Annotated in this window: 27 protein-coding genes; 13 read left to right on the forward strand and 14 right to left on the reverse strand. The window is 68.1% G+C overall.

Annotation, left to right across the window (positions count from 1 at the left end; translation table 11 throughout):
- Window positions 1-46: 46 nt before the first annotated feature.
- Window positions 47-781, reverse strand: coding sequence for a COG4648 family protein (locus AC3WRR_RS02580; RefSeq protein WP_041688134.1), 735 nt, complete (start codon window positions 779-781; stop codon window positions 47-49).
- Window positions 782-1,048: 267 nt separating this feature from the next.
- On the opposite strand from AC3WRR_RS02580, the gene AC3WRR_RS02585 reads away from it, so the two are divergent.
- A complete protein-coding gene (locus tag AC3WRR_RS02585; protein ID WP_010810163.1) occupies window positions 1,049-1,309 on the forward strand; it encodes a phosphopantetheine-binding protein in 261 nt (86 codons plus the stop codon).
- Window positions 1,310-1,364: 55 nt separating this feature from the next.
- Window positions 1,365-2,219, forward strand: a complete 855-nt coding sequence (locus AC3WRR_RS02590) for a glycosyltransferase family 2 protein (protein ID WP_058696458.1) — start codon at window positions 1,365-1,367, stop codon at window positions 2,217-2,219.
- A 71-nt stretch (window positions 2,220-2,290) separates the two neighbouring features.
- Here AC3WRR_RS02590 and AC3WRR_RS02595 read toward each other — a convergent pair whose 3' ends face one another.
- Together AC3WRR_RS02595 and AC3WRR_RS02600 are read right to left on the reverse strand one after the other, a co-directional pair.
- Window positions 2,291-2,467, reverse strand: coding sequence for a glycine zipper 2TM domain-containing protein (locus tag AC3WRR_RS02595; RefSeq protein WP_010810161.1), 177 nt, complete (start codon window positions 2,465-2,467; stop codon window positions 2,291-2,293).
- Between the two features lie 143 nt (window positions 2,468-2,610).
- The gene (locus AC3WRR_RS02600; RefSeq protein WP_256333578.1) at window positions 2,611-3,558 is read right to left on the reverse strand and encodes an NAD(P)-dependent oxidoreductase; all 948 of its coding nucleotides are present in this window, start codon (window positions 3,556-3,558) and stop codon (window positions 2,611-2,613) included.
- A 231-nt stretch (window positions 3,559-3,789) separates the two neighbouring features.
- Between AC3WRR_RS02600 and AC3WRR_RS02605 the strand changes: the two genes are divergently transcribed.
- The 3 genes from AC3WRR_RS02605 to AC3WRR_RS02615 all read left to right on the forward strand — a co-directional run bounded on the left by AC3WRR_RS02605 (window position 3,790) and on the right by AC3WRR_RS02615 (window position 5,723).
- Entirely contained in the window at window positions 3,790-4,041 is a 252-nt protein-coding gene (locus AC3WRR_RS02605; RefSeq protein ID WP_011617379.1) for a helix-turn-helix domain-containing protein, read from the forward strand.
- Between the two features lie 2 nt (window positions 4,042-4,043).
- Window positions 4,044-5,399: a type II toxin-antitoxin system HipA family toxin gene (locus AC3WRR_RS02610; protein WP_492296159.1), complete on the forward strand. Its 1,356-nt coding sequence runs from the start codon at window positions 4,044-4,046 to the stop codon at window positions 5,397-5,399.
- A gap of 153 nt (window positions 5,400-5,552) precedes the next feature.
- On the forward strand, window positions 5,553-5,723 hold the full coding sequence (locus AC3WRR_RS02615; RefSeq protein ID WP_010810157.1) for a hypothetical protein: 171 nt from the start codon (window positions 5,553-5,555) through the stop codon (window positions 5,721-5,723).
- A 131-nt stretch (window positions 5,724-5,854) separates the two neighbouring features.
- On the opposite strand, the gene AC3WRR_RS02620 is transcribed toward AC3WRR_RS02615, so the two are convergent.
- A complete protein-coding gene (locus AC3WRR_RS02620) occupies window positions 5,855-6,790 on the reverse strand; it encodes a LysR family transcriptional regulator (RefSeq protein WP_492296161.1) in 936 nt (311 codons plus the stop codon).
- 188 nt (window positions 6,791-6,978) lie between these two features.
- Here AC3WRR_RS02620 and AC3WRR_RS02625 point away from each other — a divergent pair, with 188 nt between their 5' ends.
- Together AC3WRR_RS02625 and AC3WRR_RS02630 are read left to right on the forward strand one after the other, a co-directional pair.
- Window positions 6,979-7,947: a 3-hydroxyacyl-CoA dehydrogenase family protein gene (locus AC3WRR_RS02625; protein WP_492296162.1), complete on the forward strand. Its 969-nt coding sequence runs from the start codon at window positions 6,979-6,981 to the stop codon at window positions 7,945-7,947.
- Window positions 7,944-8,825 (forward strand): beta-keto acid cleavage family enzyme, encoded by an 882-nt coding sequence (locus AC3WRR_RS02630; RefSeq protein ID WP_439669169.1) that lies wholly within the window; start codon window positions 7,944-7,946, stop codon window positions 8,823-8,825. Before AC3WRR_RS02625 ends, AC3WRR_RS02630 begins: the two co-directional genes overlap by 4 nt.
- Window positions 8,826-8,847: 22 nt before the next feature.
- On the opposite strand, the gene AC3WRR_RS02635 is transcribed toward AC3WRR_RS02630, so the two are convergent.
- Window positions 8,848-9,081 carry a hypothetical protein gene (locus AC3WRR_RS02635; RefSeq protein ID WP_010810153.1) on the reverse strand — a complete coding sequence of 78 codons (234 nt, stop codon included), beginning with the start codon at window positions 9,079-9,081 and terminating at the stop codon, window positions 8,848-8,850.
- 273 nt (window positions 9,082-9,354) lie between these two features.
- Between AC3WRR_RS02635 and AC3WRR_RS02640 the strand changes: the two genes are divergently transcribed.
- Window positions 9,355-9,675, forward strand: coding sequence for an H-NS family nucleoid-associated regulatory protein (locus AC3WRR_RS02640; RefSeq protein ID WP_010810152.1), 321 nt, complete (start codon window positions 9,355-9,357; stop codon window positions 9,673-9,675).
- A gap of 113 nt (window positions 9,676-9,788) precedes the next feature.
- Here AC3WRR_RS02640 and AC3WRR_RS02645 read toward each other — a convergent pair whose 3' ends face one another.
- A complete protein-coding gene (locus AC3WRR_RS02645) occupies window positions 9,789-10,232 on the reverse strand; it encodes a hypothetical protein (protein ID WP_492292555.1) in 444 nt (147 codons plus the stop codon).
- A gap of 199 nt (window positions 10,233-10,431) precedes the next feature.
- On the opposite strand from AC3WRR_RS02645, the gene AC3WRR_RS02650 reads away from it, so the two are divergent.
- The 4 genes from AC3WRR_RS02650 to AC3WRR_RS02665 all read left to right on the forward strand — a co-directional run bounded on the left by AC3WRR_RS02650 (window position 10,432) and on the right by AC3WRR_RS02665 (window position 15,568).
- Complete coding sequence (locus AC3WRR_RS02650) at window positions 10,432-11,121, forward strand: heavy metal response regulator transcription factor (protein ID WP_010810150.1); 690 nt, start codon at window positions 10,432-10,434, stop codon at window positions 11,119-11,121.
- A complete protein-coding gene (locus AC3WRR_RS02655) occupies window positions 11,118-12,575 on the forward strand; it encodes a heavy metal sensor histidine kinase (protein WP_492296164.1) in 1,458 nt (485 codons plus the stop codon). Before AC3WRR_RS02650 ends, AC3WRR_RS02655 begins: the two co-directional genes overlap by 4 nt.
- A gap of 102 nt (window positions 12,576-12,677) precedes the next feature.
- Entirely contained in the window at window positions 12,678-13,088 is a 411-nt protein-coding gene (locus AC3WRR_RS02660) for a VOC family protein (protein ID WP_010810148.1), read from the forward strand.
- A gap of 104 nt (window positions 13,089-13,192) precedes the next feature.
- The gene (locus AC3WRR_RS02665) at window positions 13,193-15,568 is read left to right on the forward strand and encodes a heavy metal translocating P-type ATPase (protein ID WP_492296166.1); all 2,376 of its coding nucleotides are present in this window, start codon (window positions 13,193-13,195) and stop codon (window positions 15,566-15,568) included.
- Window positions 15,569-15,597: 29 nt separating this feature from the next.
- Here AC3WRR_RS02665 and AC3WRR_RS02670 read toward each other — a convergent pair whose 3' ends face one another.
- The 7 genes from AC3WRR_RS02670 to AC3WRR_RS02700 are packed head-to-tail and all read right to left on the reverse strand — an operon-like array spanning window position 15,598 to window position 22,841.
- Entirely contained in the window at window positions 15,598-16,494 is an 897-nt protein-coding gene (locus AC3WRR_RS02670) for a polysaccharide deacetylase family protein (RefSeq protein ID WP_011617369.1), read from the reverse strand.
- Window positions 16,495-16,507: 13 nt separating this feature from the next.
- Window positions 16,508-17,560 carry a bifunctional UDP-4-keto-pentose/UDP-xylose synthase gene (locus tag AC3WRR_RS02675; RefSeq protein ID WP_011617368.1) on the reverse strand — a complete coding sequence of 351 codons (1,053 nt, stop codon included), beginning with the start codon at window positions 17,558-17,560 and terminating at the stop codon, window positions 16,508-16,510.
- Complete coding sequence (locus tag AC3WRR_RS02680; RefSeq protein ID WP_058698855.1) at window positions 17,557-18,498, reverse strand: formyltransferase; 942 nt, start codon at window positions 18,496-18,498, stop codon at window positions 17,557-17,559. Before AC3WRR_RS02680 ends, AC3WRR_RS02675 begins: the two co-directional genes overlap by 4 nt.
- A complete protein-coding gene (locus AC3WRR_RS02685) occupies window positions 18,498-19,487 on the reverse strand; it encodes a glycosyltransferase (RefSeq protein ID WP_439671919.1) in 990 nt (329 codons plus the stop codon). Before AC3WRR_RS02685 ends, AC3WRR_RS02680 begins: the two co-directional genes overlap by 1 nt.
- Window positions 19,466-20,638 (reverse strand): DegT/DnrJ/EryC1/StrS family aminotransferase, encoded by a 1,173-nt coding sequence (locus AC3WRR_RS02690; protein WP_058698856.1) that lies wholly within the window; start codon window positions 20,636-20,638, stop codon window positions 19,466-19,468. Before AC3WRR_RS02690 ends, AC3WRR_RS02685 begins: the two co-directional genes overlap by 22 nt.
- Window positions 20,639-20,693: 55 nt before the next feature.
- Window positions 20,694-21,065, reverse strand: coding sequence for an EamA family transporter (locus AC3WRR_RS02695; RefSeq protein ID WP_011617364.1), 372 nt, complete (start codon window positions 21,063-21,065; stop codon window positions 20,694-20,696).
- A gap of 36 nt (window positions 21,066-21,101) precedes the next feature.
- A complete protein-coding gene (locus AC3WRR_RS02700) occupies window positions 21,102-22,841 on the reverse strand; it encodes a glycosyltransferase family 39 protein (protein ID WP_492296168.1) in 1,740 nt (579 codons plus the stop codon).
- A 435-nt stretch (window positions 22,842-23,276) separates the two neighbouring features.
- Between AC3WRR_RS02700 and AC3WRR_RS02705 the strand changes: the two genes are divergently transcribed.
- Window positions 23,277-24,170 (forward strand): hypothetical protein, encoded by an 894-nt coding sequence (locus tag AC3WRR_RS02705; protein WP_011617362.1) that lies wholly within the window; start codon window positions 23,277-23,279, stop codon window positions 24,168-24,170.
- A gap of 69 nt (window positions 24,171-24,239) precedes the next feature.
- Here AC3WRR_RS02705 and AC3WRR_RS02710 read toward each other — a convergent pair whose 3' ends face one another.
- On the reverse strand, window positions 24,240-24,551 hold the full coding sequence (locus tag AC3WRR_RS02710; RefSeq protein ID WP_011617361.1) for a hypothetical protein: 312 nt from the start codon (window positions 24,549-24,551) through the stop codon (window positions 24,240-24,242).
- Window positions 24,552-24,699 lie beyond the last annotated feature (148 nt).

Genomic DNA, 24,699 nt, shown 5'->3' on the forward strand with positions numbered 1-24,699 from the left:
GCTGAGCCTGTGCCTGTTGCCAGTGTAGGGGCCGGTTTGCGGCGCGTCAGCGCGGCAAACCGGGCCGGTCCGCACGGGCAGCCATGACTGCGCGATAGCCATGCACCGCGTCCAGCAGGCCGCCGTGGGCCATGCCCGGGAAGGCAACGCGGCGGCACACGGCTTCGCCCACGAACATCAGCGCGATCAGCAGCGGCGTGGCCAGGTTGGCGAAGCTGGACCAGGTCGCCACCGGCGCGAGCACGAACAGCAGCGTCGATACACCTACCATCGCGGCAAAGAACAGCGTCCAGGCCTGGGTCACGCGCAGCGTGTAGCGCAGGTGCGCGGGGGGCAGCTGGCCATGGATTGCCGTCGCGATCTGCGTGCACAGTGGCGTGCGGCCGGGACGCAGGCTCAGCGCGAACATCACGCCCAGCGCGGCATTGATGCCGGCGTGCTGCAGGAAATAGGTCCAGCCGAAATGCGCGGCCAACGGCATGCGCCAGATCCACAGGGCGGCGCAGGCGGCCAGCAAGGCGGCCATTGCGGGCAGGCGCCCCCAAGTGCGGAGGCAGGCAAGGAAGCCGATCAGCAGGAACGGCGCCGCCCCGAGCCACAGCGCGGCGACTTCGGCACCTGGCTGGTGTGCCGCATGGTGCAGGGCGGATTCGTAGGCGACAAAGGCGGCCACCGCTGCAATCCAGCCATGGCGCCGGCCTGCCGGCACGGCATCCTGCCGTACAGGCGTGGCTGGCGCGGCGGGCGTGGAGGGGCGGTCGAATTGCTGGCTCGATGGCATCTGCGAGGGTATATTGTGTGTAGCGTAAGTCGCTTGGTGCACGGCGTTGCCGGAAATGGCGCCGCGTGGTGCGCGAAGCGAACGCTTTATACCCCAAAAGACCGGCCCGACGTGGTGATGATTCCCAAAAGGCCTGCCTTTGTTGTTACTAAACTTCTCTCAACTGGCTGGGATTTGCCCCTTTTGATAGCATCGGTTGCCCTGCCATGCGGCCTGGACAACCTTTCCCGGACCCATGCCGCAGCGGCATTCCAGCCACCTAGCGACATGACCGAACTCGAAACCGAACTTGCCCGCCTGATCATCGACGAACTCGAAATTGCCGAGCTACGGCTGGAGGATATCAACGCCGCCACGCCGCTCTATGGCGAAGGCTTCGGGCTGGATTCCATCGATATCCTCGAGATCGCACTGCTGGTGTCGCGCAAGTACGGGGTCGAACTGCGTTCGGACAACCCCGACAACAAGACCATCTTCGCCTCGCTGGGCAGCCTGGCCAACTATCTGGCGGAACACCGTACGCGCTAGTTCGGCAGCCGCACCCAACCTTCCCCCCTTTCCAAAGCCAGGACCGGAGCACGACATGCCGCAGCAAGCCATGCCCGGGCCCGCACTGGTAGCCGGCGGCAGCGCCTGCCCGATGGGTGACGCCGAGCCGTCCGCCACGCACCTGGTGCTGATCCCCAGCTATAACCCCGGCGTGCGCCTGCATGAGGTGCTGCGCGCGGCGCGCGCCGCCTGGACACCGGTCTGGGTGGTCGTGGACGGCAGCACCGATGGCAGCGACCAGTGGCTGCTGGCGCAGGCAGCCACCGATCCCGGGCTGCGCGTCCTGGTGCTGCCGCACAACCAGGGCAAGGGCACCGCGGTGCTGCATGGCATCGATTCCGCCGCCGCGGCCGGTTTCACGCATGTGCTGGTGATGGATTCGGACGGGCAGCACCCCGCGCACCTGATTGCGCAATTCATGGCGATATCACAGCGCAACCCGGGCGCCATGGTGCTGGGCCGGCCCGTCTTCGACGCCAGCGCGCCGCGCGAGCGGGTCTACTGGCGGCGCATGTCCAACTTCTGGGCGGATGTCGAGACGCTATGGGCGGGCATCGGGGATTCCCTGTACGGCTTTCGCGTCTACCCGATCGCGCCGCTGCGCGCCGTCATGCGCGAGAGCCGCTGGATGCGCCGCTTCGACTTCGACCCGGAAGTGGCGGTGCGGCTGTGCTGGCGCGGCGTGCGCCCCATCAATGCCGACGCCCCGGTGCGCTACTTCGGCCAGCGCGAGGGTGGGGTGTCACACTTCCGCTATCTGCGCGACAACCTGCTGCTGACCGGCATGCACCTGCGGCTGCTGGCCGGCTTCATGCTGCGGCTGCCTGTCCTGGTGTGGCAGCGGCTGCGGCGGGCGGCCGGCGACGCGTCGTGCCGGCCGAAAGCCTGAACCCGCAAAAGAAGCAGAAAGGCCGCGCGAAGCGGCCTTTCTGCTTGTTGGGCCCAGGGGCCAGGGTTTGCTTACTTGCCCAGTTCGTGACCAATCACGCCGCCCACCACGGCACCGCCGATGGTCCCGGCGGCGCTGCCGTCAGTCAGCTCGTGTCCGGCCACGCCGCCGGCCACCGCGCCCGCCGCCGTACAGCCGGCCAGCGCCATGCTTGCGCTTACCAGTAGTGCACCTGCGAGTTTCCACATGATGGTCTCCTGCATCGTTGGCGGGCCAGTTGCAGGCAACCGGCCCCATGTGTCCAGCTTAGGCCCATGCCGGGCAGGGGCCTCTCCGAGACACGCCGATTGCGCTGTAGGAATCGGACGACGCAGGTGGCGCAGCGGTGGCGTCAGGCGTCGCCGGCGTGCTGGCGCAGGCGCTTGATCAGCGAAGAAGTGTCGGCGCGGCCGCAGCCCATCTGCTGCAGGTCGGCATAGAACTGGTCGACCAGCGCCGTCACCGGCAGGCCGGCGCCGTTGCGGCGCGCCTCGTCCAGGCACAGGCCCAGGTCCTTGCGCATCCAGTCCACCGCGAAGCCGAAGTCGAACTTGTTGTCGATCATGGTGGGGCCGCGGTTCTCGAGCTGCCATGAGCCGGCCGCGCCCTTGCTGATGACGTCCAGCACCAGGCGCATGTCCAGCCCGGCGCGCTCGCCAAAGGCGATGGCCTCGGACAGGCCCTGGATCAGCCCGGCGATGCTGATCTGGTTGACCATCTTGGCCAGTTGCCCGGCGCCGGATTCGCCGATGCGCGTGACGGCGCGTGCGTAGGCGGCAATGACCGGTTCGGCGCGCGCATAGGCGTCGGCATCGCCGCCGCACATGATGGTCAGGATGCCTTTCTCCGCGCCGACTTCGCCGCCGGAGACCGGGCCGTCGACAAAGTGCAGGCCGTGCTCGCGCGCGGCGGCGTGGAGTTCGCGCGCCACGTTGGCGCTGGCGGTGGTGTGGTCCACGAAAATGCAGCCGCTGGGCGCGCTGAAGAAGGCGCCGTCATGCCCGGTCAGCACCGCGCGCAGGTCGTCGTCATTGCCCACGCAGGAGCAGACCACCTGCGCATCGCGCACGGCCTGTGCCGGCGTGGGAGCCGCTTTGCCGCCGAACTTCCCGACCCAGGCCTGCGCCTTGGCGGCGGTGCGGTTGTACACGGTGACCTCGTGCCCCTTGGTGGCGAGGTGGCCGGCCATGTGGAAACCCATGACGCCCAGTCCGAGAAATGCGACACGCATGCTGCTGCTCCGTTGCTTGTATGTTTGGGATCGGTGAGGCGCGGCCCCGTTTGCGTGATGCCACGCCAGGGTCCTCCGCCGGCGGGACGGCTGGGCCGCCTCCGGCCCCAGAGTATACGGGGGCGCGGGGGCGGGGGACAGATACAGAGCCCGGCACGATGCTGCGCTACAGAATGCGGCTTCGGGCACATATAGTCATGACATCGTTAAATAAAAAATACCTATGAGATAGGTATTTGAAAAATACCCATGTTGTCGCTAATATAGAAATACCTATCATATTGGTATTCCATCGGCACGATGAAGCAAATCGTCTCCACTCCCTGGCAGCTTGGCCAGATCCTGCAGGCAGCGCGCAAGGCGGCCGGCCTGAACCAGACCGAGGCCGCCGCGCGGCTGAATATCAGCCAGAGCCGGATGTCGCACATGGAGCTGAACCCCGACACCATCAGCGTCGACCAGTTGCTGGCGCTGGTCGGCGCGCTCGGGCTGGAATTGGTGGTTCAGGACCGGGCCACGGGGGCCGCCGAGGTGTCCGACGTGGCGTGGTAATCATGGCGGCACGCAGGTCACGTACGCCGGCGCTGTCGGTCTGGGCCAACGGGCAGCGCGTGGGCACCTGGCGCCAGCCGTCCGGTACCGGGATGGAACTGGAATACGACGAGGACTGGATCCGCTCTGAAGCCGGGCGGCCCCTGTCTCTGTCGCTCGGGTATGGCCTGGGCAACCGGCGCGTGGTGCGTGGGGATGCCGTGCGCAACTACTTCGACAACCTGTTGCCGGACAGCGAGGCCATCCGGCGCCGGTTGGCGCTGCGCTTCCAGACCGGCTCGGTGGAAGCCTTCGAGCTGCTCGCCGCCATCGGCCGCGATTGCGTGGGCGCGGTGCAGATCCTGGGCGAAGACGAAGCGCCTGCGGGCATCGACCGGATCGAAGGCGAACCGCTATCGGACGAGCAGATCGAGCGCTGGCTGGAGGATATCGTCGCCACCCCCGCGCTTGGGCGGCATGAGCACGACGACGACTTCCGCATCTCCATGGCCGGCGCGCAGGAGAAGACTGCGCTGCTGCGCCATGACGGCCAATGGCTGCGGCCGCATGGCGCCACCCCGACCACACATATTTTCAAGCTGCCACTGGGCCTGGTGGGAAACCGCAGGGCCGACCTGAGCACGTCGGTGGAAAACGAATGGCTGTGCCTGAAGATCCTTGCCGCCTATGGCTTGCCGGTGGCCGATTGCGAGATGCTGACGTTCGGCCGCCGCAAGGTGCTGAGCGTCACGCGTTTCGACCGCCAGCCTCATCCGTCAGGCAATTGGCTGCTGCGGCTGCTGCAGGAAGATTTCTGCCAGGTGTTCGGCCACAGCCCGCTGCAGAAATACGAGGCCGATGGCGGGCCCGGCATGATCGAGATCGCCACGGTGCTGCGCAACTCAGTGGCCCAGGCCGATGATCTGCAGACGCTGCTGGCCGCGCAGTTGCTGTTCTGGCTGCTGGCGGCACCGGACGGGCACGCCAAGAACTTCAGCATCCGCCTGCTGGCCGGCGGGCGCTACCGCATGACGCCGCTGTACGACGTGATGTCGATCTGGCCGGTGGTGGGCCAGGGCGCCAACCAGTTCTCCTGGCACAAGGCCAAGCTGGCCATGGCGGTCGCCGGCCGCAGCCGGCACTACGGCCTGCGCGATATCCAGCGCCGCCATTTCAATGCGATGGCACCGCGCTGTTTCCTGGGTGCCGATGCCGAGGCGCTGATCGGGCGCATCATCGCGCGGACCCCGGCGGTGATCGCCGAGGTCGGCGCAGCACTGCCCGCGGGTTTTCCGCAGAAGGTGGCGGACACGATACTGGAGGGTCTGCGGGCATCGGTGCAGCGTCTGGCAGAGATGCCGGCGCAGGTGGAGCGGTGAGCCCCGGAGAGGCTTTGCCGCCGGAGCTGACCGCCGCGCACAACACCACAAGGTCAGAACCCGCCTACGCCAGCTTCCGCCCTTGTCCTATCCCTTGCGCCTCGCGCCCTGCCTACATTGAAGCCAGGTTGCACCACCGCAAGGAGCCGACTCATGTCATTCGCGCTATACATTATCGGCCTGTTGGTCCTGGTTGCCGGCGTTGCCTGGGGCATGGAAACCGCTGGCCTCGCGCCCGTGTATATCGGTATTGCCTGCCTGATCGTGCTTGGCATCGGCATCATGGCGGCGGTCTCGCGTACCCGTACCAAGGATCCCTCCTGAGGGTTGCGGGCCTGGCGCTGTGCCGGGCCCGCCCTTGTTTTTCGTGACGCCGCGCAGCGGCGGGCGCACCAGGTTGGCTTGGAACCAGGCCGGCGTCGCCTGCGCGCCATGGCCAGCCAGCATCTACTAGTTCACCGGGCCGTCGTGTCCACCGTATCCTGGACGGGCGGACTCGCCAGCTGCGCGCGCACCGCCGCCGCCAGTTCGGCAGCCGCCGGCGACAGGCTGCGGTTGCGCGAGGTCACCAGCCCGATCGAGCGCTCGGTCACCGGCGCCGTCAGCAGGCGCTCGACAATGCCGGGCTGGCGCACCGTGCCGGCCGCGATCTCTGGCAGCGCGGCCACGCCGAAGCCGCATTCGACCATGGCCGCGATGGTGGCCAGGCGCTCGGCCTCGAATACCGGCTGGAAGCGGATGCGGTTCTGCAGGAAGGCCCATTCCGCGTACTGGCGCACGCTGCTCGGGTGCGTCATCGACACATGGGGCGCGCTGGCGGTATCGGCCCAGCGCAGCGGCCCGGGGCTGCGCGCGAGCGGGTGCGCCGACGGGATCAGCAGCACGAAGCGGTCCGACAGCAGCGGCTCATACTGCAGGTCAGCCTGTTGCGGATCGGCCGCGGTCAGCGCGAAATCCACGTCGCCGGCGCGCACCAGATCGAAGGCCGGGCCGGAGAGGGTATCGAATACCTTCAGCGCCACTTCCGGGCGCGCCTGGTGGTAGGCCATCAGCACGCGCGGCAGCATGCGCGCCGCCAGCGAGGGCAGCGCCGCCACCGCCACCTGGCCGCGCTCGGCGCTGGCAATGCCGGTCACGGCGTCGATGGCGCCGCGGAACGCCGCCTGCAGCAGCGCGGCCTGCTGCATGAAGACCTGGCCGGCCGCGGTCAGACGCACGTTGCGGGTGGTGCGGTCGAACAGGCGCACGCCGAGGGATTCCTCGATGCGCAGGATCTGCGTGGACAGGGCGGATTGCGACACGTGCAGCTGGTTGGCGGCCTGGCGGAAGTTGAGCGTGCGGCCAAGCACCAGCGTGGTTTCGATGTCGCGCATCGACAGGTTGATTTTCATCTGCGGCAGCGGGCCGGCGGCGTCCGCCGGCCGAATCACACGATTGATCTGATTTGTGGATCATTCTATCCATAGAATCGACTTCTTCAATCAAAGCAAGTTCTCTACACTGCCGGGATTCGATGCCCCGCCATCAGGATTTGTCGCGATGGCGAGTGCGCGCCACGTCGCATCCCCTGGGAGAACCTATGCCGAACCCGACCGCACCGGTCATCCTGAGCCGCCCCGGCGCCGCGCATGCGGTGGTGGTGGGCGGCGGCACCATGGGCGCCGATGTTGCCGTGGTGCTGACCCGCGCGCTGTGCCGCACCACCGTGGTCGAGCCCGATGCCGGCCGCGCCGGCGCCATGCCCGGGCGCGTGCGCGGCAACCTGGCCGCGATCGGCCGTGAACAAGGCGCGGAGCGCCTGGCGGTGGCCGCGACGCTGGATGCGGTGGACTGGTCCACCGTGGACCTGGTGATCGAGTGCATCCCGGAACAGCTGGACCTGAAGCAGGCGCTCTTTGCCGAGCTGGTGCGGCGCGCGCGGCCCGATACGGTGCTGGCCAGCAACAGCTCCAGCTTCCCGATCAGCGCCATCGGCGCGGGACTCGACTCGCGTGTGCGCATGCTCGGCCTGCACTTCTTCATGCCGGCGCACCTGGTGCCGCTGGTGGAAGTGGTGATGGGCGATGACAGCGACGAGGCCTGTGCCGACGCGCTGATCGCCTTCATGCGCCGCTGCGCGATGGTGCCGGTCAAGGTGCGCAAGGACCTGCCGGGCTTTCTTGCCAACCGGCTGCAGCATGCGCTGTCGCGCGAGGCATTCAGCCTGATCGACCGCGGCATTGCCTCGCCCGAGGATGTCGATGCGGCGGTGCGCTTCGGCTTTGGCTTTCGCTTCCTGGCGGCCGGGCCGGTGCTGCAGCGTGACCACGCGGGCATCGACGTGCACGCGGCCGCCGGCGCCACCATGTACCCGACCTTCTGCAACGACGACCATCCGGCGCGCTGCCTGTCCGAGCGCGCCGCCGACGGCCGCCACGGCATGAAGCGCGGCGAAGGCTTCTACCAGTGGACCCCCGAAACCATTTCCGCCGAGCGCGCACGCTATGACAGCCTGCTGCGCGCCGGCCTGGCGCTGATCGCGCCTGAACTGCCCGAGATCGAGCCATGACCCGGACCCCTTCCCAAGCCCCCGTAGCCGCGGCCCGCGTGCCGCTGGCCGATGCGCCGCTGATCGTCACCGTGGCGCCCAACGGCGCCTACAAGCGCGCCAGCGACCATCCGGCGGTGCCGCTGACCGCCGCCGCACTGGCCGCTGAAGCGCGCGCCTGCCTGGATGCCGGCGCGGCCATGATGCACATGCATGTGCGCGATGCCGAAGGCCGCCACTCGCTCGACGTGCAGGCCTACCGCGACGCGCTGGCCGCGGTGAAGCAGGCCGTGGGCGAAGCGTTGCTGGTGCAGGTGACGAGCGAGGCCGCGGGCGTCTACCAGGCCGCGGAGCAGATGGCGATGGTGCGTGAGCTGCGGCCCGAAGCCGTTTCGGTGGGCCTGCGCGAAGTCGCCGTGCCGGACATCCCGGACAGCGAACTGGCGGCGTTCTTCGCCTGGCTGGCGCGTGAGCGCGTGATGACGCAGGTGATCCTGTATGACGTGGCCGATGTGCGGCGCTGGCAGTCGATGCGCGAGCGCGGCATGGTGCCGCCGGGCGCATGGTCGGTGCTGTACGTGCTGGGGCGCTATGCCGCCGGGCAGGTGTCGTCGCCGCACGACCTGCTGCCGTTCCTGCAGGCCGCGGGCGAGTCCGGCGACGCGTTGCCGTGGGCGATCTGCGCCTTCGGCCGCGAAGAGAATGCCTGCGTGACCGCGGCCGCCGCATTTGGCGGCCATGTGCGGGTGGGATTCGAGAACAACCTGCTGCTGCGCGACGGCAGCCGCGCACCCGGCAACCATGCGCTGGTGGCGCAGGCGGTGCAAGGCGGCCTGACGCTGGGCCGGCCGATTGCCGACGCCGCCGATGCGCGCCGCATCTACGGCGAGGTGCGCTGAGGCGCTGCCCGGCCGGCTACCGTCACGCGCCGTCGCTGAAGCTGTCGCGCGGGCCGTTGGGGTTATGCGCGCCGTCGGTAAAGGTGCTGCGCGGGCCCGTTGCGGCGTTCGCACCGTCCGTGAACGCGCTGCGGGTGCCGGTGGCGCTGTGCGCCCCGTCGCTGAACGGATCGGCACTGCGCGGTGCAGCCTGCGCAGTGCCGACCACGGCAGCAATAAGGGCGGTGGCCACAAAGACTTGCCTGAGTGCTTGCATGAGTCGCTTCTCCGTAAGGGTGCCGGCCCGAAATGGGCGGCGGTGAAGCAAGTCTAGACAGCGCGTGCCCACACGAGCATGACCGGCACATGACATTGCTGTCACTCGGCAGCGGACGAGCGCGGCAAGCGCACGGCAATTGGCCGCGCGCCCACGACGGAAACGCAGCAGCGCCGGGCAAAGGCTGTAGAATCACGGCTATCCGACCGGCCTGCGGTTCCATCGCCGGTTTTTCATTGCCCGCGGAAATGCAGCGGGCCTCTCACGAGAGTCATGTCCGAGTCTGATTCAGCCAAACTCGCTGCGGTGGCGTGGATCCGCGAGCAAATGGACCGTCATGCCCTGACGTTCGACGATCTTGTCGCCGCCGGGTGCTTTGATCATGTTGCCATCGACGCCGGGCCTGAGCCGGCGCCTGACGCCGCGCCAGCCGTGGCCCAGCTTATCCCGCAGGCCGCCCCCAAGGCTGCCGCTGCGCGCCCGCTATACCGCAATGCGCTCGGCCAGAGCTGGGACGGGCAGGGCGAGTATCCGGACTGGCTGCAGCGGGCCGTGAACGCCGGGCAGTCGATCGAATTCTTCCGCGTCGAATAAAACGCGCAGGCTAAGACGCGCAGGCGGGACAATCCGCCGCGCCTTGCCGGCGCCAGGGGTATTCCGCAAAACGGAAGGGAAGCGATGCGGGCGCTGTGCCCGCTACGACGCGCTCAGCAGCGTGCGGGCAGCAGGCGTTCCAGCGGCTGGGTGCCGGTGAACACCGCCGGCGTGGCCATTGGTGCCGCGTGCGCCCAATGCACCAGCACCTCCGCAGGCAGTTCGCGCAGCACGCCGGACGCGGCCGATGGCTGCGTCTCCAGCGGCGTGGCGCCGTGGTCGGTCGCCTGCGGCGCATCGGAATCGTGCAGCTGCAGCGGATGGCCGCTGCCGGAAGGCTCGGCCATCACCTGGACCGCGCTGCCGCGGCAGGTGCCCGGGCCGGTGCCGTCCAGTGCCGCTTCCGCCTCCATTTTTGCGGCCGCATGCCGTTCCGGCAGCGACAGCCCGGCTGCCTGTACCGCGCTGCATACCGTGGCCGTTGCCGCTGCAGCGCCGGAGACGGGCAGCGCAAGCATGGCGAGGGACAGCAGCAGGCAATTCGGCAGGCGTTTCATCGGCGGGGGGCGGGCAGAATGGGGGAAAGGGTGGCGCAAACCGGCACGACGCCGGTGATGATCGCGCATTTTACCGGGGTTTTCGCCTGCATTGCCCTGGCATGGCGATGACATTTGTGAAATCTTTGCCCATTGGCGCTCATCCTCGGCTAGCGTTACGCCATGGCGGCGCTGGTGCCGCCCGGAAAGTGATCGAATCATGCGTATCCTGATTGTCGAGGACGAACCCAAGGCGGGCGACTACCTGCACAAGGGCCTGACCGAATCCGGCTTCGTGGTGGACCTGGCGCGCGACGGCGCGGATGGCCTGGCCCATGCGCGCGAGCATCCCTATGACCTGATCGTGCTGGACGTGATGCTGCCCGGCCTGGATGGCTGGCAGGTGCTGCGCGAGCTGCGCCGCGAGCGCGATACCCCGGTGCTGTTCCTGACCGCGCGCGACGAGCTGTCCGACCGCCTCAAGGGGCTGGAGCTCGGCGCCGACGACTATATGGTCAAGCCCTTTGCCTTTGCCGAGCTGGTGCTGCGCATCCGCACCATCCTGCGGCGCGGCCCGCTGCGCGAGAGCGAGTTCATCGAAGTGGCCGACCTGCAGATCGACGCCATCCGCCGCCGCGTGGTGCGCGCCGGCCAGAAGATCGACCTGACCTCCAAGGAGTTCGCACTGCTGTACCTGCTCGCGCGCCGGCGCGGCGAGGTGCTGTCGCGCTCGCTGATCGCCTCGCAGGTGTGGGACGTCAACTTCGACAGCAATACCAATGTGGTCGATGTCTCGATCCGGCGCCTGCGCGCCAAGGTCGACGATCCCTTCCCGCATAAGCTGATCCACACGCGGCGCGGCATGGGCTACGTGCTGGACGACAGCGAGGACCGGGACCAGGACGCATGATGCGGCTGCCGTCTTCGCTTACCACGCGGCTGGCGCTGGCGTACGGGCTGGCCACGGCGGTGATTCTCGCCAGCGTGGCGGCCTACCTGTCCGGGGCGCTGTCGGCGCAGCTGGAGGGGCGCGATGAAAGCGAGCTGGTCGGCGAGGTGCTGCTGGTGCGCCACCTGCTGCGCGAGGTGCGCAGCGAGGCCGAGATACGCGCCGATACCCACCGTTTTGCCGATATTGCGATGGGCCACGAGGGGCTGATCCTGGTGGTGCGCTCACGCCAGGGCGAGCCGCTGGTCACGCTCAATCCGCGCAATGAATCGGTGCCGCCGCTGCGCGTGCTGCCCGCCACCACGCAGCCAGAGAAGAGCATGTTGCAGACCTGGTACCCCAAGAATGGCGTGCCCTCGCGCGGCATTGCGGCGTTGGGCCAGCTGGGGGATTCGGACAAGGCCGTGGAGATCGTGGTGCTGCGCGATGCCGGCTACCGCGTGGCGCTGATCCGCGACTACCGCCACCAGGTGCTGTGGGCCACGCTGTGCGGCGCTGCCGTGGCGGCGGGCCTGGGCTTCGTGCTGGCGCGGCGCGGGCTGCGGCCGTTGCGGCGCATGGCCGCCGATGCCGCCGCGGTCACCACCAGTCGCCTTGCCACGCGGCTTGACGTGGGCAGCGCGCCGGCCGAGCTGCGCGAGCTGGCGGCGGCCCTCAACGACATGCTGGCGCGGCTGCAGGACAGTTTCTCGCGGCTGTCCGAGTTCTCGGCGGACCTGGCGCATGATTTCCGCACGCCGATCAGCAACCTGATCGGCCAGACCCAGGTCACGCTGGCGCAGAGCCGCGGCGTGGCCGAGTATGAGGCGCTGCTCGAATCCAACCTGGAAGAGTACGAGCGCCTGGCGCGCATGATCGAGAACATGCTGTTCCTGGCGCGCGCCGACCATGCGCAGGTGGCGCTGGGCATCCGCACGCTGGACGCGCGCGAAGAACTGGACAAGATGGCCGAGTACTTCGAGGCCGTGGCCGCCGACCGCGAGGTCGCGCTGACGGTGACCGGTACGGCAATGGTGCAGGCCGACCAGACGCTGCTGCGCCGCGCGGTCACCAACCTGCTCGACAATGCGCTGCGCCATGCGCCGGCGGGCAGCACGGTGCGGCTCGACGTGGAGCGCGCCCCGGCCCCGGTCAGCGGCACGGCCTGCCTCCGCGTGACCAATGCCGGGCCGGCGATCCCGCCCGAGACCTTGCCGCATATCTTCGGGCGCTTCTACCGGGCCGATCCGTCGCGCCGCAACTCGGCGGCGTCGACCGGGCTGGGGCTGGCCATCGTCGACACCATCATGCGGCTGCATGGCGGCAGCGTGACGGTGCGCAGCGTTGAAGGCGAAACGATGTTCTCGCTGCAATTTCCCGCCGAGGCATTGGCCACTGCCGCGCCGCCCGCGCCGGCCCCCGCCGCGGTCTCCTGAATCCGGCTGGGCGCTTGCACCGGACCGGCACGCGCGCATAATGGCGCGCGGGCGAACAGCCAATGCCATGCAGCCCGATCGACCATTCACAAGGAGAGCGATATGCAGGTGCAACCCTATCTGGATTTTGGCGGCCGTTTCGATGAGGCCGTGGCCTTCTACGGCAAGGTGCTGGGCGCGCAGGTCACGTTCGCGATGCGCTACAAGGATGCCCCGCCTAGCCCCGGCATGGAGGTTCCCGATGACTGGAAGGACAAGGTGATGCACGCCAATATCCAGTTCGGCGAGAACCAGGTGATGGCGTCCGACGGCCGGCGCGGGGAGCGCCCGGCGTTCAGCGGCTTCAGCCTGTCGGTGGGGGCGGTCAGCAAGGACGAGGGCCAGCGCATCTTCGACGGCCTGAGCGAAGACGGCCAGGTGGTGGTGCCGTACCAGAAGACCTTCTGGGCCGAAGGCTTCGGCATGCTGGTGGACCGCTTCGGCATGTCCTGGATGGTCAACTGCGAGCACTGACGTGCCGCCGCGGCATGGTGCGCAGTCGCTGCCATGCCGCTTGACTCTGTAGTCGCTACAGGGTCTTCAATGTCATCAGGCTAAACCAGCGGGAACAACAAGATATGGCTCGCACGTCACCTGAGGACGCACTCCCTCAAGATCACGCTGCCCACGCGCATGATGGCGCCGCCCACCGGCATGGCGGGCATGATCACGACCATCACCACGACCACGATCATGACCATCATGGGCATGGCCATGCCGAGGCCCGGCAGGCACCGGCGGCTTCCGCCTGCTGCGGCGGCGGCTGCTCGTCCACGGTTGCGCTGACGCCCGCCGCACCGGTCGACATCCCCGCCGGCGCGCAGACCGCTGCGTGGCGCATCGACGCGATGGACTGCCCGACCGAGGAAACGCTGATCCGCAACAAGCTGGGCGGCATGGCCGGCGTGGCGGCGCTGGAGTTCAACCTGATCCAGCGGGTGCTGACGGTGCATCACACCTTGCCGTCGGCGGAGCCGGTGGCCAGGGCGATCGAGAGCCTGGGCATGCAGCCGGTGCCGCTGAGCACCGAGGCCGCGCAGCAAGTCTTGCCGCAAACCACGGCAAGCAAGCCCTGGTGGCCGCTGGCGCTGGCCGGCGTGGCCGCCTTGGGTGCCGAAGCTGCGGAGTGGCTGGGCCTGGGCTTGCCGTGGCTGCCCGCCGTGCTGGCGCTGGCGGCGGTGGCGCTGGGCGGGCTGACCACCTACCGCAAGGGCTGGATCGCGCTGCGCAATGGCAACCTGAACATCAATGCGCTGATGAGCATTGCCGTCACCGGCGCACTGCTGTTGCGCCAGTGGCCGGAAGCGGCCATGGTGATGGTGCTGTTCGCGCTGGCCGAGCGCATCGAGGCAGCCTCGCTGGACCGGGCGCGCAATGCGATCCGCGGCTTGATGGCGATGGCGCCGGAACAGGCCACGGTGCAGCGCGCCGATGGCAGCTGGGAGACCGTGCCTGCCGCCGGCGTCGCCGTGGGCGCGCTGGTGCGGCTGCGGCCAGGCGAGCGCGTCGCGCTCGACGGCAAGGTCGTGCGCGGCCAGTCGGCGCTGGACCAGGCGCCCATCACCGGCGAAAGCGTGCCGGTCGACAAGACCGAGGGCGATGCGCTGTTCGCCGGCTCGATCAACCAGTCCGGCGAGCTGGAGTACACCGTGACGGCGCCCGCCAGCGATTCCACGCTGGCCCGCATCATCCACGCGGTCGAGGCCGCGCAGGGCAGCCGTGCGCCCACGCAGCGCTTTGTCGACCAGTTCGCGCGCATCTACACGCCCACGGTGTTCGCGCTTGCGCTGGCGGTTGCGGTGGTGCCGCCGCTGGCCATGGGCGGCGCCTGGGTCGACTGGATCTACAAGGCGCTGGTGCTGCTGGTGATCGCCTGCCCCTGCGCGCTGGTAATCTCCACGCCGGTGACCATCGTCAGCGGGCTGGCCGCGGCCGCGCGCCGCGGCATCCTGGTCAAGGGCGGGGTGTACCTAGAGCAGGGCCGGCACCTGGCCTGGGTGGCGCTGGACAAGACCGGCACGATCACGCACGGCAAGCCCGCGCAGACCAACCATGCGCTGCTGGCCGAGGACGCGCCGCAGGCGCGCGCCATTGCCGCCAGCCTGGCGGCGCGCTCGGACCACCCGGTTTCACGCGCGGTGGCCACGGCGGCCGCGGCCGACGGGATCGGCACGCTGCCGGTGGACGACTTCGAGGCGCTGGCGGGGCGCGGCACGCGCGGCAAGGTGCAGGGCGTGGCGTACTGCCTGGGCAACCATCGCCTGGTGCATGAGATGGGCGCCTGCTCGCCGGCGCTGGAGGCGCGGCTCGAAGCGCTTGAGCGCGAGGGCAAGACCGTGGTGCTGCTGGCGCGCGTCGACGGCCACGGCGCCGCCACGGCGCTGGCGCTGTTCGCGGTGGCGGATACCGTGCGCGACACCAGCCGGCAGGCGATTGCCGAACTGCATGAACTGGGCGTCAGGACGCTGATGCTGTCGGGCGACAATCCACACACGGCGCAAGCCATTGCGGCGCAGGTCGGCATCGATGAGGCGCGCGGCAACCAGTTGCCGCAGGACAAGGCCGACGGCATCGCGGCGCTTGCCGGCGCCGCCCACGCGCGCGGCGGCCGCATCGGCATGGTGGGCGACGGCATCAACGACGCGCCGGCGCTGGCGCGTGCCGATATCGGCTTCGCCATGGGCGCAGCCGGCACCGACACCGCAATCGAGACCGCCGACGTGGCGCTGATGGACGATGACCTGCGCAAGATCCCGGCCTTTGTGCGCCTGTCGCGCCGCACCTCAGGCATCCTCACGCAGAACATCGCGCTGGCGCTCGGCATCAAGGCCGTGTTCCTGGTGCTGACGGTGCTGGGGATGGGGACGATGTGGATGGCGGTGTTCGCCGATATGGGCGCGAGCCTGCTGGTGGTGTTCAACGGGCTGCGCGTGGGGGCGGAGCGGCGCGGCTAGCGCTTGCCGGCAAACGAGAAGTCACGCGGTCAGCCCTGCGGCTGCACGATCAACTCCCCACTGCGCCCCGGGATCTCTCCCCACGTTACCGGCAACTCCGGCAATCCCTGCCGATTCAGCCCGCGATACCACGTCGCCATCGACACCAGCTCGTGCCCCTGCGCACGCCATCCGGCCAGCAGCCGCTCGAACACCGGCGCCAGCTTGCCGCCTTCCAGCTCGGTATGCAGCGTGAAGACATGGTCGCGCGTGCCTTCGGTCAGCTTCAGCAGCGCGGTGTGGACGTTGTCTTCGGTCAGGTCGTCGGTGCCGATCAGTTCATCCAGCGTGGGCAGCGTGGTCGGCATCTGCACGTGCCGGCAGGGCACGCCGTCGATCGTCGGAACATAAGGCGCGGTGCCGCGTCCATCCGACGCGTACGCCATGCCCCAGTCATCGATCTGGCGGAACGCATCCTCGTTCATCTGCCAGCCGGCTGCGCCGTGCGTGGCCGGCGCTTCGCCGAAGATCTCGGTGTAGCGCGCGAACGCCTGCTGCATCTGCCGGCGCGTCCAGGCAGCATCGCGCTCGCGCACGTTGTCCTGCCAGTAGACGTGGTCCCAGGTGTGGATGCCACACTCATGGCCGGCAGCGCGCGCCGCGCGCATCTCGGCGGCGCCCTTGCGGCCGATGTCCGGCCCCGGCAGCAGCACGCCATACATCAGCGTGCGCAGGCCATAGTTGGACACCACCGAGGTGCGCGACACCTTCTTCAGGAAGCCGGGCCGGAATACGCGCCGCAGCGCCCAGCCGGTATGGTCGGGGCCGAGGCTGAACAGGAAGGTTGCCTGCGCTTGCGCAGCCGCCAGCATCGACAGCAGCTTCGGCACGCCTTCGCGCGTGCCGCGCAGCGTGTCGACGTCGACCTTCAGGGCAATGCGTGCCATTTGCGTTGCGCGCTCAGTTGGCCGAATCGACCAGCGTGCGGGCCTCGACCACCTTGCCGCGGTACGCCTCGAAGATGCGGCGCAGCGCCGCTTCCATGCTGATCCCGGGCTTCCAGCCCAGCTCTTCGATGGTGTTGTCGATCCTGGGCACGCGATGCTGCACGTCCTGGTAGCCCTTGCCGTAGAAGTCGCCCGAGGAGGTCTCGATGATCTGCGTCTTGCGCGCTTCCTCCGCGTATTCCGGATAGTCCGCCGCCATCTTCAGCATCATCTCGGCCAGCTCGCGCACCGAGTGGATATTGCCCGGGTTGCCGATGTTGTAGATCTTGCCGCTGGCCACGCCGTTTGGATTCTCGATGATGCGCATCAGCGCGTCGATGCCGTCGGCGATATCGGCAAAGGCGCGCTGCTGGGCGCCGCCGTCGACCAGCTTGATCGGCTCGCCGCGCACGATATGGCCGAGGAACTGCGTCACCACGCGCGACGAGCCTTCCTTCGATTCGAAGATCGAATCCAGCCCCGCGCCGATCCAGTTGAACGGACGGAACAGGGTGTAGTTCAGGCCTTGCTCCATGCCGTAGGCGTGGATCACGCGGTCCATCAGCTGCTTGGAGCAGGCATAGATCCAGCGCGGCTTGTTGATCGGGCCGTAGACCAGCGGCGAGGCCTCGGGGTCGAACTCTTCATCGCTGCACATGCCGTAGACCTCGGAGGTCGACGGGAACACCAGGTGCTTGCCGTACTTGACCGCGGCGCGCACGATCGGCAGGTTGGCCTCGAAGTCCAGCTCGAACACGCGCAGCGGCTGGCGCACGTAGGTGGCCGGGGTGGCGATGGCCACCAGCGGCAGCACCACATCGCACTTGCGGATGTTGTACTCGATCCACTCCTTGTTGATGGTGATGTCACCCTCGAAGAAGTGCATGCGCGGGTGGTCGACGAGGTCGCCGAGGCGGTCCGACGACATGTCCATGCCGTAGACCTCCCACGGCGTGGTTTCCAGGATGCGGCGCGTCAGGTGATGGCCGATGAAGCCGTTGACGCCAAGAATCAGGACCTTTTTCATCGGCTTTCCTCGTTGGATGATTCGGTATGGATAAGTTTGGCGAAGGCTTGCGGCGTGAGTGCCGAGCCATCCTGTGCCAGCAATCGGGTGACCATGACCAGGCCGCCGTCGCCGCACAGGCCGATGATCTGGCCGTCATGCACATGCAGGCCGGGCGCCGTGCCGGCGGGCAGCGCCAGCGCAAGCTCCGGCAGCGGCCGGCGCGCCTGCGCCACAATGAAGCGGTGCCCGGCAAGGTCGGTAAAGGCGCCGGGATAGGGCGGCGCGACGGCGCGCACGAGGTTGTAGACCTCGGCGGCCGGGCGGCTCCAGTCGATGCGGCCGTCTTCCGGCTTGCGCCCGGAGAAGTAGCTGCCCTCGGCCAGCCGGTTGGGGTGTTGCGGCGTGTGCCCGGCGATCATCGCGGGCAGGACGCGCCACAACGTCTGTTCGGCGGCGACGGTGACTTTCTCGAAGACTTCGCCCGCAGTGTCGTCCGGCAGGATCGGCACCGCGGTCTGGTCGACGATATAGCCCGCGTCAGGCCTGGCTTCCATGGCGTGCAGCGTGGCGCCGGTCTCGGTCTCGCCGTGCAGTACCGCCCAGTTCACCGGCACGCGGCCGCGGTACTTGGGCAGCAGCGAGCCGTGCATGTTGAAGGCGCCGCCGGGGGCCAGCGCCAGCACGCCCGCCGGGATCATGGCGCGGTAGTAGAACGAGAAGATGACGTCCGGGTGAGCGTCGCGCACGGCCTGGGCGATCGCGGGATCGGCAGGGTCCTCGCCATAGACGAAGGGGATGCCCAGCTCGGCGGCGGTGTCGGCCACGCGGCGGAACCAGATGTTCTCGTCGGGGCGGTCGCGGTGCGTGATCACCAGCGCAACCTCCACGCCGCGCGCATGCAGCACGCGCAGGCAGCGGTCGCCGACATTGTGGTAGCCGAAGACGACGGCGCGCATCATTGCTCCGCGCCAGCGGCAGTCGGCGTGACACGCCGGTCCGCTTCCAGCACGGCCTTGATGCGGTAGCGCGGGCGGTCGCGCACTTCCTGGTGGATGCGGCCGACGTACTCGCCCAGCAGGCCCACGCCGAACAGCAGGATGCCGATCAGGAAGAAGTTCATTGCGAACAGCGTGAACACACCCTGGACTTCCGAGCCGAGCACGAAGCGCCGCACCAGCAGCACCACGAACAGCACGCCCGAGAGCAGCGACAGGATCGTGCCGATCGCCGAGAACCACTGCAGCGGCACGATCGAAAAGCCGGTCACCAAGTCGAAGTTCAGGCGGATCAGCTGGTACAGCGAATACTTGGATTCGCCTGCGTGGCGCTGTTCGTGACCGACTTCGATTTCGACCGGATTGGAAGCAAAGGTGTAGGCCAGCGCGGGGATGAAGGTATTGACCTCGCGGCAGGCATTGATCGTGTCGACCACATTGCGGTCATAGGCGCGCAGCATGCAGCCCTGGTCCGTCATGCGGATCTTGGTGATGCGCTCGCGCAGCCGGTTCATCGCGCGCGAGGCATAGCGGCGGAACGCGGTGTCGTTGCGCTGGCGGCGGATGGTGCCGACGTAGTCGTGGCCGGCGCGCATGGCTTCGACCAGGCGCGGGATTTCTTCCGGCGGGTTCTGCAGGTCGGCGTCCAGCGTGATCACGATCTTGCCGCGGGTCTGCTCGAAGCCCGCCAGGATCGCCATATGCTGGCCGAAATTGCCGGCGAACAGCACCACCCGGGTCACATCCGGGCGCTTGTGGAACTGCGCCGCCAGCAGCTGCGCCGAGCGGTCGACGCTGCCGTCGTTGATGAAGATGATCTCGTACGACTCGCCAAGGCCATCCAGCGCCGGATAGAGGCGGTCGAACAGGGCTTGCAGCCCGTCTTCTTCGTTGTAGACCGGAATGACGACCGAGACTTCGACCGGGCTCATTTGGAGAGACGTTTGCATGTTTCGCTGAGGATTGCACAGACCCGCTCCACATCGGTGGCTTGCATCGCGGGGAACAGCGGCAGCGTGACGATGCCGCGCCCGATGCGTTCGGCATGCGGCAGCATGCCTTCGCGCCAGCCGAGCGAGCGGTAGTAGGTAAAAAGATGAATGGGCGGGTAGTGCACGCCGGTGCCGATGCCGCGCTCGCGCATGGCCTCCATGACCTGCTGGCGCGCCCGGGCCGGGCCGCCTTGCAGGCGCTCGGTCGGCAGCACCACCTGGAACATGTGCCAGTTGGTGGTGGCATCGTGTGCATCCAGCGCTTGCGGCAGCTCGATGCCCAGCGCCTCCAGGCCACTGTCGGCGGCACAGCGGAAATACGTCTCGGCCAGCTCGGCGCGGCGCGCGGTGATGGCGTCGAGCTTGCCCAGCTGCGCCAGCCCGACCGCGGCGTTGACGTCGGTCAGGTTGAACTTGCCGCCGGGCTCTTCGACATCCATGCCGTCCATGCCGGTGCGGATCACACCCTGCAGCCGCAGGCGCTCGGCGCGCACGGCTTCTTCGGGCGTGTTCATCACCAGGCAGCCGCCTTCGATGGTGGTGATGTTCTTGTTGGCCTGGAAGCTGAAGCTGACCAGGTCGCCAAGGGCGCCGATGCGCTGGCCGCGCCAGCGCGAGTCGATTGCCTGCGCGGCATCCTCGATCACGCGCAGCCCGTGCTTGCTGGCAATGGCGTACAGGCGGTCCATGTCCACCGGCAGCCCCGACAGGTACACCGGCATGATGGCGCGCGTGCGCGGCGTGATCGCGGCCTCGACGGCATCCAGGTCGAGATTGCGCGTGCGCGGGTCGATATCGACGAACACCGGCCGCGCGCCTACTGCCAGCACCACGTTGGCGGTGGCGACCCAGGTGACCGGCGTGGTGATGACCTCATCGCCCGGCCCGATATCGGCAATGCGCAGCGCGATCTCCATCGTGGCCGAGCCATTGGCGAAGGTGCGCACCGGGCGTCCGCCGAACAGGCCTGACAGCGCGGCCTCGAAGGCCTGCATCTTCGGGCCGGAGGTGATCCAGCCCGAGGCCAGCACCTTGCCGACTTCGGCAATGGCGGCGGCGTCGATGTCAGGCCGGACAAAAGGCAGGAACTCAGGGGCGGATGCGGTCATGGCAGGGCGAGGAAGTACGGTCGGTGTCGGAACTGGCGGCGTGCGCGCAGGCGCGTCATGAGCGGGCGATCAGGAAGACGCCCGCCAGTATCAGCAGGATGCCGGCCACGCGCAAGGGGCCGATCATCTCGCCGAACAGCCACCAGGCGGCCAGTGCATTGACCACATAGCCGAGCGACAGCATCGGGTAGGCGATCGACACATCCACGCGCGACAGCCCCACGATCCATACCCCCACGCTGACCACGTACAGCGTCAGCCCGGCCAGCACCGGCCATTGGGTCAGCACGCGCAGCGCCGTCACCAGCAGCGTGCCGCGGTCCAGCGTGATCGCGCCGATGGCATTGACGCCGGCCTTGAGCAACAGTTGCGCAGCCGCATTGAGCAGCACGCCGGTCAGGATGAAAGCGAAGGTGGAGAGCGTCATGGCGCTGCGTAGTGCAGGAATTGCAGGAGTTGCAGGTTACTGTCCTGGGGGTTGCGTCTGCGGGCCATTGCCCGGCAGCGCGAAATTGGCGACCGCCACACGGCGGCGGTCACCGGCGATCCTGTGCATCGGCACGCCGCGCGCAGCCAGTGCGTCGTAGGTCGAGGGCAACATGATCGCTACCGCGCGCTTGCCGTCCTGCCAGCGCGCGATAAAGCCATCGATGGTCGGGATCCACTTCTGCGGTTCCTGGCCGATGCCGAATTCCAGCTCATCGGGATGCGCCACCATGATGGTGGTGCGGCGCAGGTAGAACGGCAGCGTGTGGTCGAGCATGCCCACACTGTACAGCGGCATGTCCGGCGTCAGCACGGCATTGATGGCGGGCACCAGGTCCGCGCCGGAACTGGGCCGGCCCATGGCTTCGTGACCGCGCAGCGCCACCGTGGAGCAGATGAACATCACCAGCGCATAGGCCACCACGCTGGGAAACACCCCACGCGTGCGCAGCAGCCGGCGCGCCAGCAGTGCGCCGCCCAGCATCACCGCGAAGGCGATGCCGGTCCACACTGCGAATTCCCGATAGACCACATTGGGCGTGCTGGGCTTGTCCATCATGCCGACAAACGGGCACGCCAGCAGCCCGACCACGCCCAGGGCAATCATGGCATTGACCTGCCAGCGCCACGTGCGTTCCGTCAACGTGTCCAGCGCCACGCCTGCCAGCAGCGCCAGCGCCGGGAAGATCGGCACGATATAGCCGGGCAGCTTGGAGCCGGACAGGCTGAAAAAGACAAAGATCGCCACGGCCCACAGCGCCGCCAGCAGGGCGGGCTGGAATGGCCGCGGCGAGGTGCCGCGAGCGACGCCGGCGCGCTCGCGCACGGCCTTCCACATTTGCGGAACCAGGCCCAGCCAGGGCAGGAAGCCGGCCAGCAGCAGCGGCACGAAGAACCAGATCGCGCCTTCGCGCTGGTGCACGTTCGAGGTATAGCGTTGCCAGTGCTCGTGGATAAAGAAGAAATGCAGGAATTCCGGATTGCGTTCCGACACCAGCCAGAACCACGGCACCGTCACCACCAGCATGGCGACGATGCCGCCCGGCAGATGCAGGCGGCACCACAAGCGGAAGTCGCGTGTCACCAGCGTGTAGACCACCAGCACCAGCCCCGGCAGCGCCAGCCCGACCAGTCCCTTGACCAGCACCGCCACGCCCATCGCCGCCCAGCAGGCGAGCATCCAGTTGCGGCGTTCGGCGCGGGTGGCATCCGGGTGCTGCGCCAGCAGCATGAAGGCCAGCACGCACGCCATGGCGCCGGCCAGCGTCATGTCCAGCGAGTTGAAGTGGCCGGCGATATTCCACATCGGCGCGGAAACCAGCACCAGCCCCGTCAGCATCGCCACGCGCCGGCCGTACCAGCGTGCCGCGGCCAGCATCGACACGCCCAGCCCCAGGATGCCGGACAGGGCCACGCACAGCCGCGCCTGCCAGTCGCCCACGCCAAACAGCGTGTAGGCCAGCGTGGTCACCCACAGGTGGAAGGGCGGCTTCTCGAAATACTTGAGTTCGTGGTAGCGGATCGTGACCCAGTCGCCGGTAGCGAACATTTCGCGGGCAATCTCGGCGTAGCGGCCTTCATCGGAGCGCAGCAGGTGACGCATGTCGAGGGTGCCGAACCAGACCAGCAGGATAAACAGGCTGGCCAGTGCGACCGCACTGGCGGTGGTGGCTCCAACGGACAGCGCGGCAGCCCGCGAGGTCGATGAACTACGCATAGATCTCCTGGAAAAGCGCGACGGATCGATGGTCCTGCGTGGGGCGCGCGGTGACGGGAAGCCATCACAACGCATGGCCTTGCCTGTTGGTGGACACCAGGGAGGCAAGTCGCCCGCGGCTGGCACGCTGGCATGCGCCTCGCACGCCGCTGCCGCCTCGGCACACGCGAGGCGGGCAATGGTAGCACGGTGGGCAGGCCGCCCCCGGCGGGTGCCGGAGACGGCCTGCGGGGCGCCAGATTGCCGCGGGGGAGAGAAAGTGCTGCTCAGGCCGGCTGCTGCCCGCTGCCCGCCGGCCACCGGCTGCCACAGGATCTGCGCGAAAAATTCGAGTTACACATGCAACAAAACGCGATAATTTCAGTGTCCAGGCGGTCGCCTGGCAGGCCGGGCGCAGGGTCAGGGGGCGCCTGGAAACTCTAGACGGGGATTCATGTGAAGAAAAAGGCGCAGCGGGACCGGCTGGCAGGCCTGGTGGCGGGCGTGGCCATGGCGCTGGCGCAGCATGCCGGCGCCCAGGGTGCGGCGGCGCTGCCGGGCGCCGGTGCGGCGGTGGCGCAGGCTGCGGCAAGCCAGGCGCAGGCAGCGGCGGCGGCCGTGCTGTGCAGTGCCCCATGGTTCCGCTCCGGCTCGCATGTGCAGATGGAAGGCGACGGCGTGATGCCAATGTCGGTCAGCATGACCCTGCGCGATGTGGTGCGCAGTCCGACCGGCTGCCGCGCGCAACTGGAGATCAATTCCAAGACTGCCCTGTCGGCGCTGATGGGGCCGCCGGTGATTACCACCCAGGTGCATGAAGTGGTGATCGACCGCCGTTCGCCCGGCGGCCAGACCAGCATCGAAAGCCAGCATGCCGTCATCAACGCCCGCGCGCGCTACGCGCGCATGTACGGCGAGGCGGCTTTCCGCGGCATGGGCGTGTTCAACTACGCCGGGCTGGACCTGCGCGAGGGCACCACGCTGGAGGGCGAGACCTTTGAGTCGAGCGTCTCGCTGAAAGTCTACCCGCTGGGATCGGATGAAGTGGTCAGCAACATGCGGGCGCAGCATGCGTCGATCTATATCGGCTCGCGCCACGTCGGCAAGCGGCAGACAATCAATACCGTCCTGGGGCGCAAGGAATGCCTGCCGGTCACCTACGAGAAACGCACCTCGCTGGGGCCGGTGCTGGTTGGCGAAGAAGTGGTACAGGTTGAGCCGACCGTGATGCATGTCACCGACTGGTATTGCCCCGCCGACGCCTTCGTGCTGCGCACCGAAGTGCGCCAGGATGACAAGGTGCAGCGCGTGGATGTCACCGCGCTGGAGCGCGACACGCAAGCGCCATAGGCTTGTGCGCTGGGGCAGGAAGCAAAAAAACCCGCCAAGGCGGGTTTTTTTGCGTCAGGCGCTTGCGGCTCAGCTGGCAGCCGGCGCCGAGGCGGCCTTCTTCTTGCTCTTCTTCTTGGTGGACTTCTTGGCCGGCTTTTGCTCGGCGGCCGGCGCGGAAGCGTCGGTCAGGTCGCTGCGGGTGCTCTTGTTCGCGCCCTGGCTGTACGGGTCGAACTTGTCGCCGGCCTTGGCCCCCTGGCTGTACGGGTCAAACTTCTCACCCGACTTGGCGCCCTGGGAATACGGATCGAACTGCTTCTTGCCGCCGGTCTGTGCCTGCACGGCCAGCGAAGCGGCGCCAAGGCAGAGTGCGATCGCGGTCGCGACGAACTTGTTCATGGTTTCTCCTGAGAAATGCCGCCGTCGGGCGGTCGTGTATGTGGCCTGTCCCTTGCACGGGACGGCTTGGCCCAGTGTCGCCAACATCTCACATTGCTGTCAACTTGGGGCTTGCCCCGGCGCCACGACCTCATGGAAACCCTGAATT

Source organism: Cupriavidus sp. FW305-3-2-15-C-LB2, assembly GCF_058787575.1.

Excerpts from the sequence above, each read along its gene's own strand:
- AC3WRR_RS02645 (WP_492292555.1), bottom strand. The coding sequence starts at position 10,232 with ATGAAACGCCTGCCGAATTGCCTGCTGCTGTCCCTCGCCATGCTTGCG.
- AC3WRR_RS02695 (WP_011617364.1), bottom strand. The coding sequence starts at position 21,065 with ATGACGCTCTCCACCTTCGCTTTCATCCTGACCGGCGTGCTGCTCAAT.
- AC3WRR_RS02580 (WP_041688134.1), bottom strand. The coding sequence starts at position 781 with ATGCCATCGAGCCAGCAATTCGACCGCCCCTCCACGCCCGCCGCGCCA.
- AC3WRR_RS02610 (WP_492296159.1), top strand. The coding sequence starts at position 4,044 with ATGGCGGCACGCAGGTCACGTACGCCGGCGCTGTCGGTCTGGGCCAAC.
- AC3WRR_RS02690 (WP_058698856.1), bottom strand. The coding sequence starts at position 20,638 with ATGACCGCATCCGCCCCTGAGTTCCTGCCTTTTGTCCGGCCTGACATC.
- AC3WRR_RS02685 (WP_439671919.1), bottom strand. The coding sequence starts at position 19,487 with ATGCAAACGTCTCTCCAAATGAGCCCGGTCGAAGTCTCGGTCGTCATT.
- AC3WRR_RS02635 (WP_010810153.1), bottom strand. The coding sequence starts at position 9,081 with ATGCAAGCACTCAGGCAAGTCTTTGTGGCCACCGCCCTTATTGCTGCC.
- AC3WRR_RS02590 (WP_058696458.1), top strand. The coding sequence starts at position 1,365 with ATGCCGCAGCAAGCCATGCCCGGGCCCGCACTGGTAGCCGGCGGCAGC.
- AC3WRR_RS02630 (WP_439669169.1), top strand. The coding sequence starts at position 7,944 with ATGACCCGGACCCCTTCCCAAGCCCCCGTAGCCGCGGCCCGCGTGCCG.
- AC3WRR_RS02585 (WP_010810163.1), top strand. The coding sequence starts at position 1,049 with ATGACCGAACTCGAAACCGAACTTGCCCGCCTGATCATCGACGAACTC.
- AC3WRR_RS02605 (WP_011617379.1), top strand. The coding sequence starts at position 3,790 with ATGAAGCAAATCGTCTCCACTCCCTGGCAGCTTGGCCAGATCCTGCAG.
- AC3WRR_RS02640 (WP_010810152.1), top strand. The coding sequence starts at position 9,355 with ATGTCCGAGTCTGATTCAGCCAAACTCGCTGCGGTGGCGTGGATCCGC.
- AC3WRR_RS02700 (WP_492296168.1), bottom strand. The coding sequence starts at position 22,841 with ATGCGTAGTTCATCGACCTCGCGGGCTGCCGCGCTGTCCGTTGGAGCC.
- AC3WRR_RS02625 (WP_492296162.1), top strand. The coding sequence starts at position 6,979 with ATGCCGAACCCGACCGCACCGGTCATCCTGAGCCGCCCCGGCGCCGCG.
- AC3WRR_RS02710 (WP_011617361.1), bottom strand. The coding sequence starts at position 24,551 with ATGAACAAGTTCGTCGCGACCGCGATCGCACTCTGCCTTGGCGCCGCT.
- AC3WRR_RS02615 (WP_010810157.1), top strand. The coding sequence starts at position 5,553 with ATGTCATTCGCGCTATACATTATCGGCCTGTTGGTCCTGGTTGCCGGC.
- AC3WRR_RS02595 (WP_010810161.1), bottom strand. The coding sequence starts at position 2,467 with ATGTGGAAACTCGCAGGTGCACTACTGGTAAGCGCAAGCATGGCGCTG.
- AC3WRR_RS02620 (WP_492296161.1), bottom strand. The coding sequence starts at position 6,790 with ATGAAAATCAACCTGTCGATGCGCGACATCGAAACCACGCTGGTGCTT.
- AC3WRR_RS02660 (WP_010810148.1), top strand. The coding sequence starts at position 12,678 with ATGCAGGTGCAACCCTATCTGGATTTTGGCGGCCGTTTCGATGAGGCC.
- AC3WRR_RS02665 (WP_492296166.1), top strand. The coding sequence starts at position 13,193 with ATGGCTCGCACGTCACCTGAGGACGCACTCCCTCAAGATCACGCTGCC.
- AC3WRR_RS02670 (WP_011617369.1), bottom strand. The coding sequence starts at position 16,494 with ATGGCACGCATTGCCCTGAAGGTCGACGTCGACACGCTGCGCGGCACG.
- AC3WRR_RS02680 (WP_058698855.1), bottom strand. The coding sequence starts at position 18,498 with ATGCGCGCCGTCGTCTTCGGCTACCACAATGTCGGCGACCGCTGCCTG.
- AC3WRR_RS02675 (WP_011617368.1), bottom strand. The coding sequence starts at position 17,560 with ATGAAAAAGGTCCTGATTCTTGGCGTCAACGGCTTCATCGGCCATCAC.
- AC3WRR_RS02655 (WP_492296164.1), top strand. The coding sequence starts at position 11,118 with ATGATGCGGCTGCCGTCTTCGCTTACCACGCGGCTGGCGCTGGCGTAC.
- AC3WRR_RS02650 (WP_010810150.1), top strand. The coding sequence starts at position 10,432 with ATGCGTATCCTGATTGTCGAGGACGAACCCAAGGCGGGCGACTACCTG.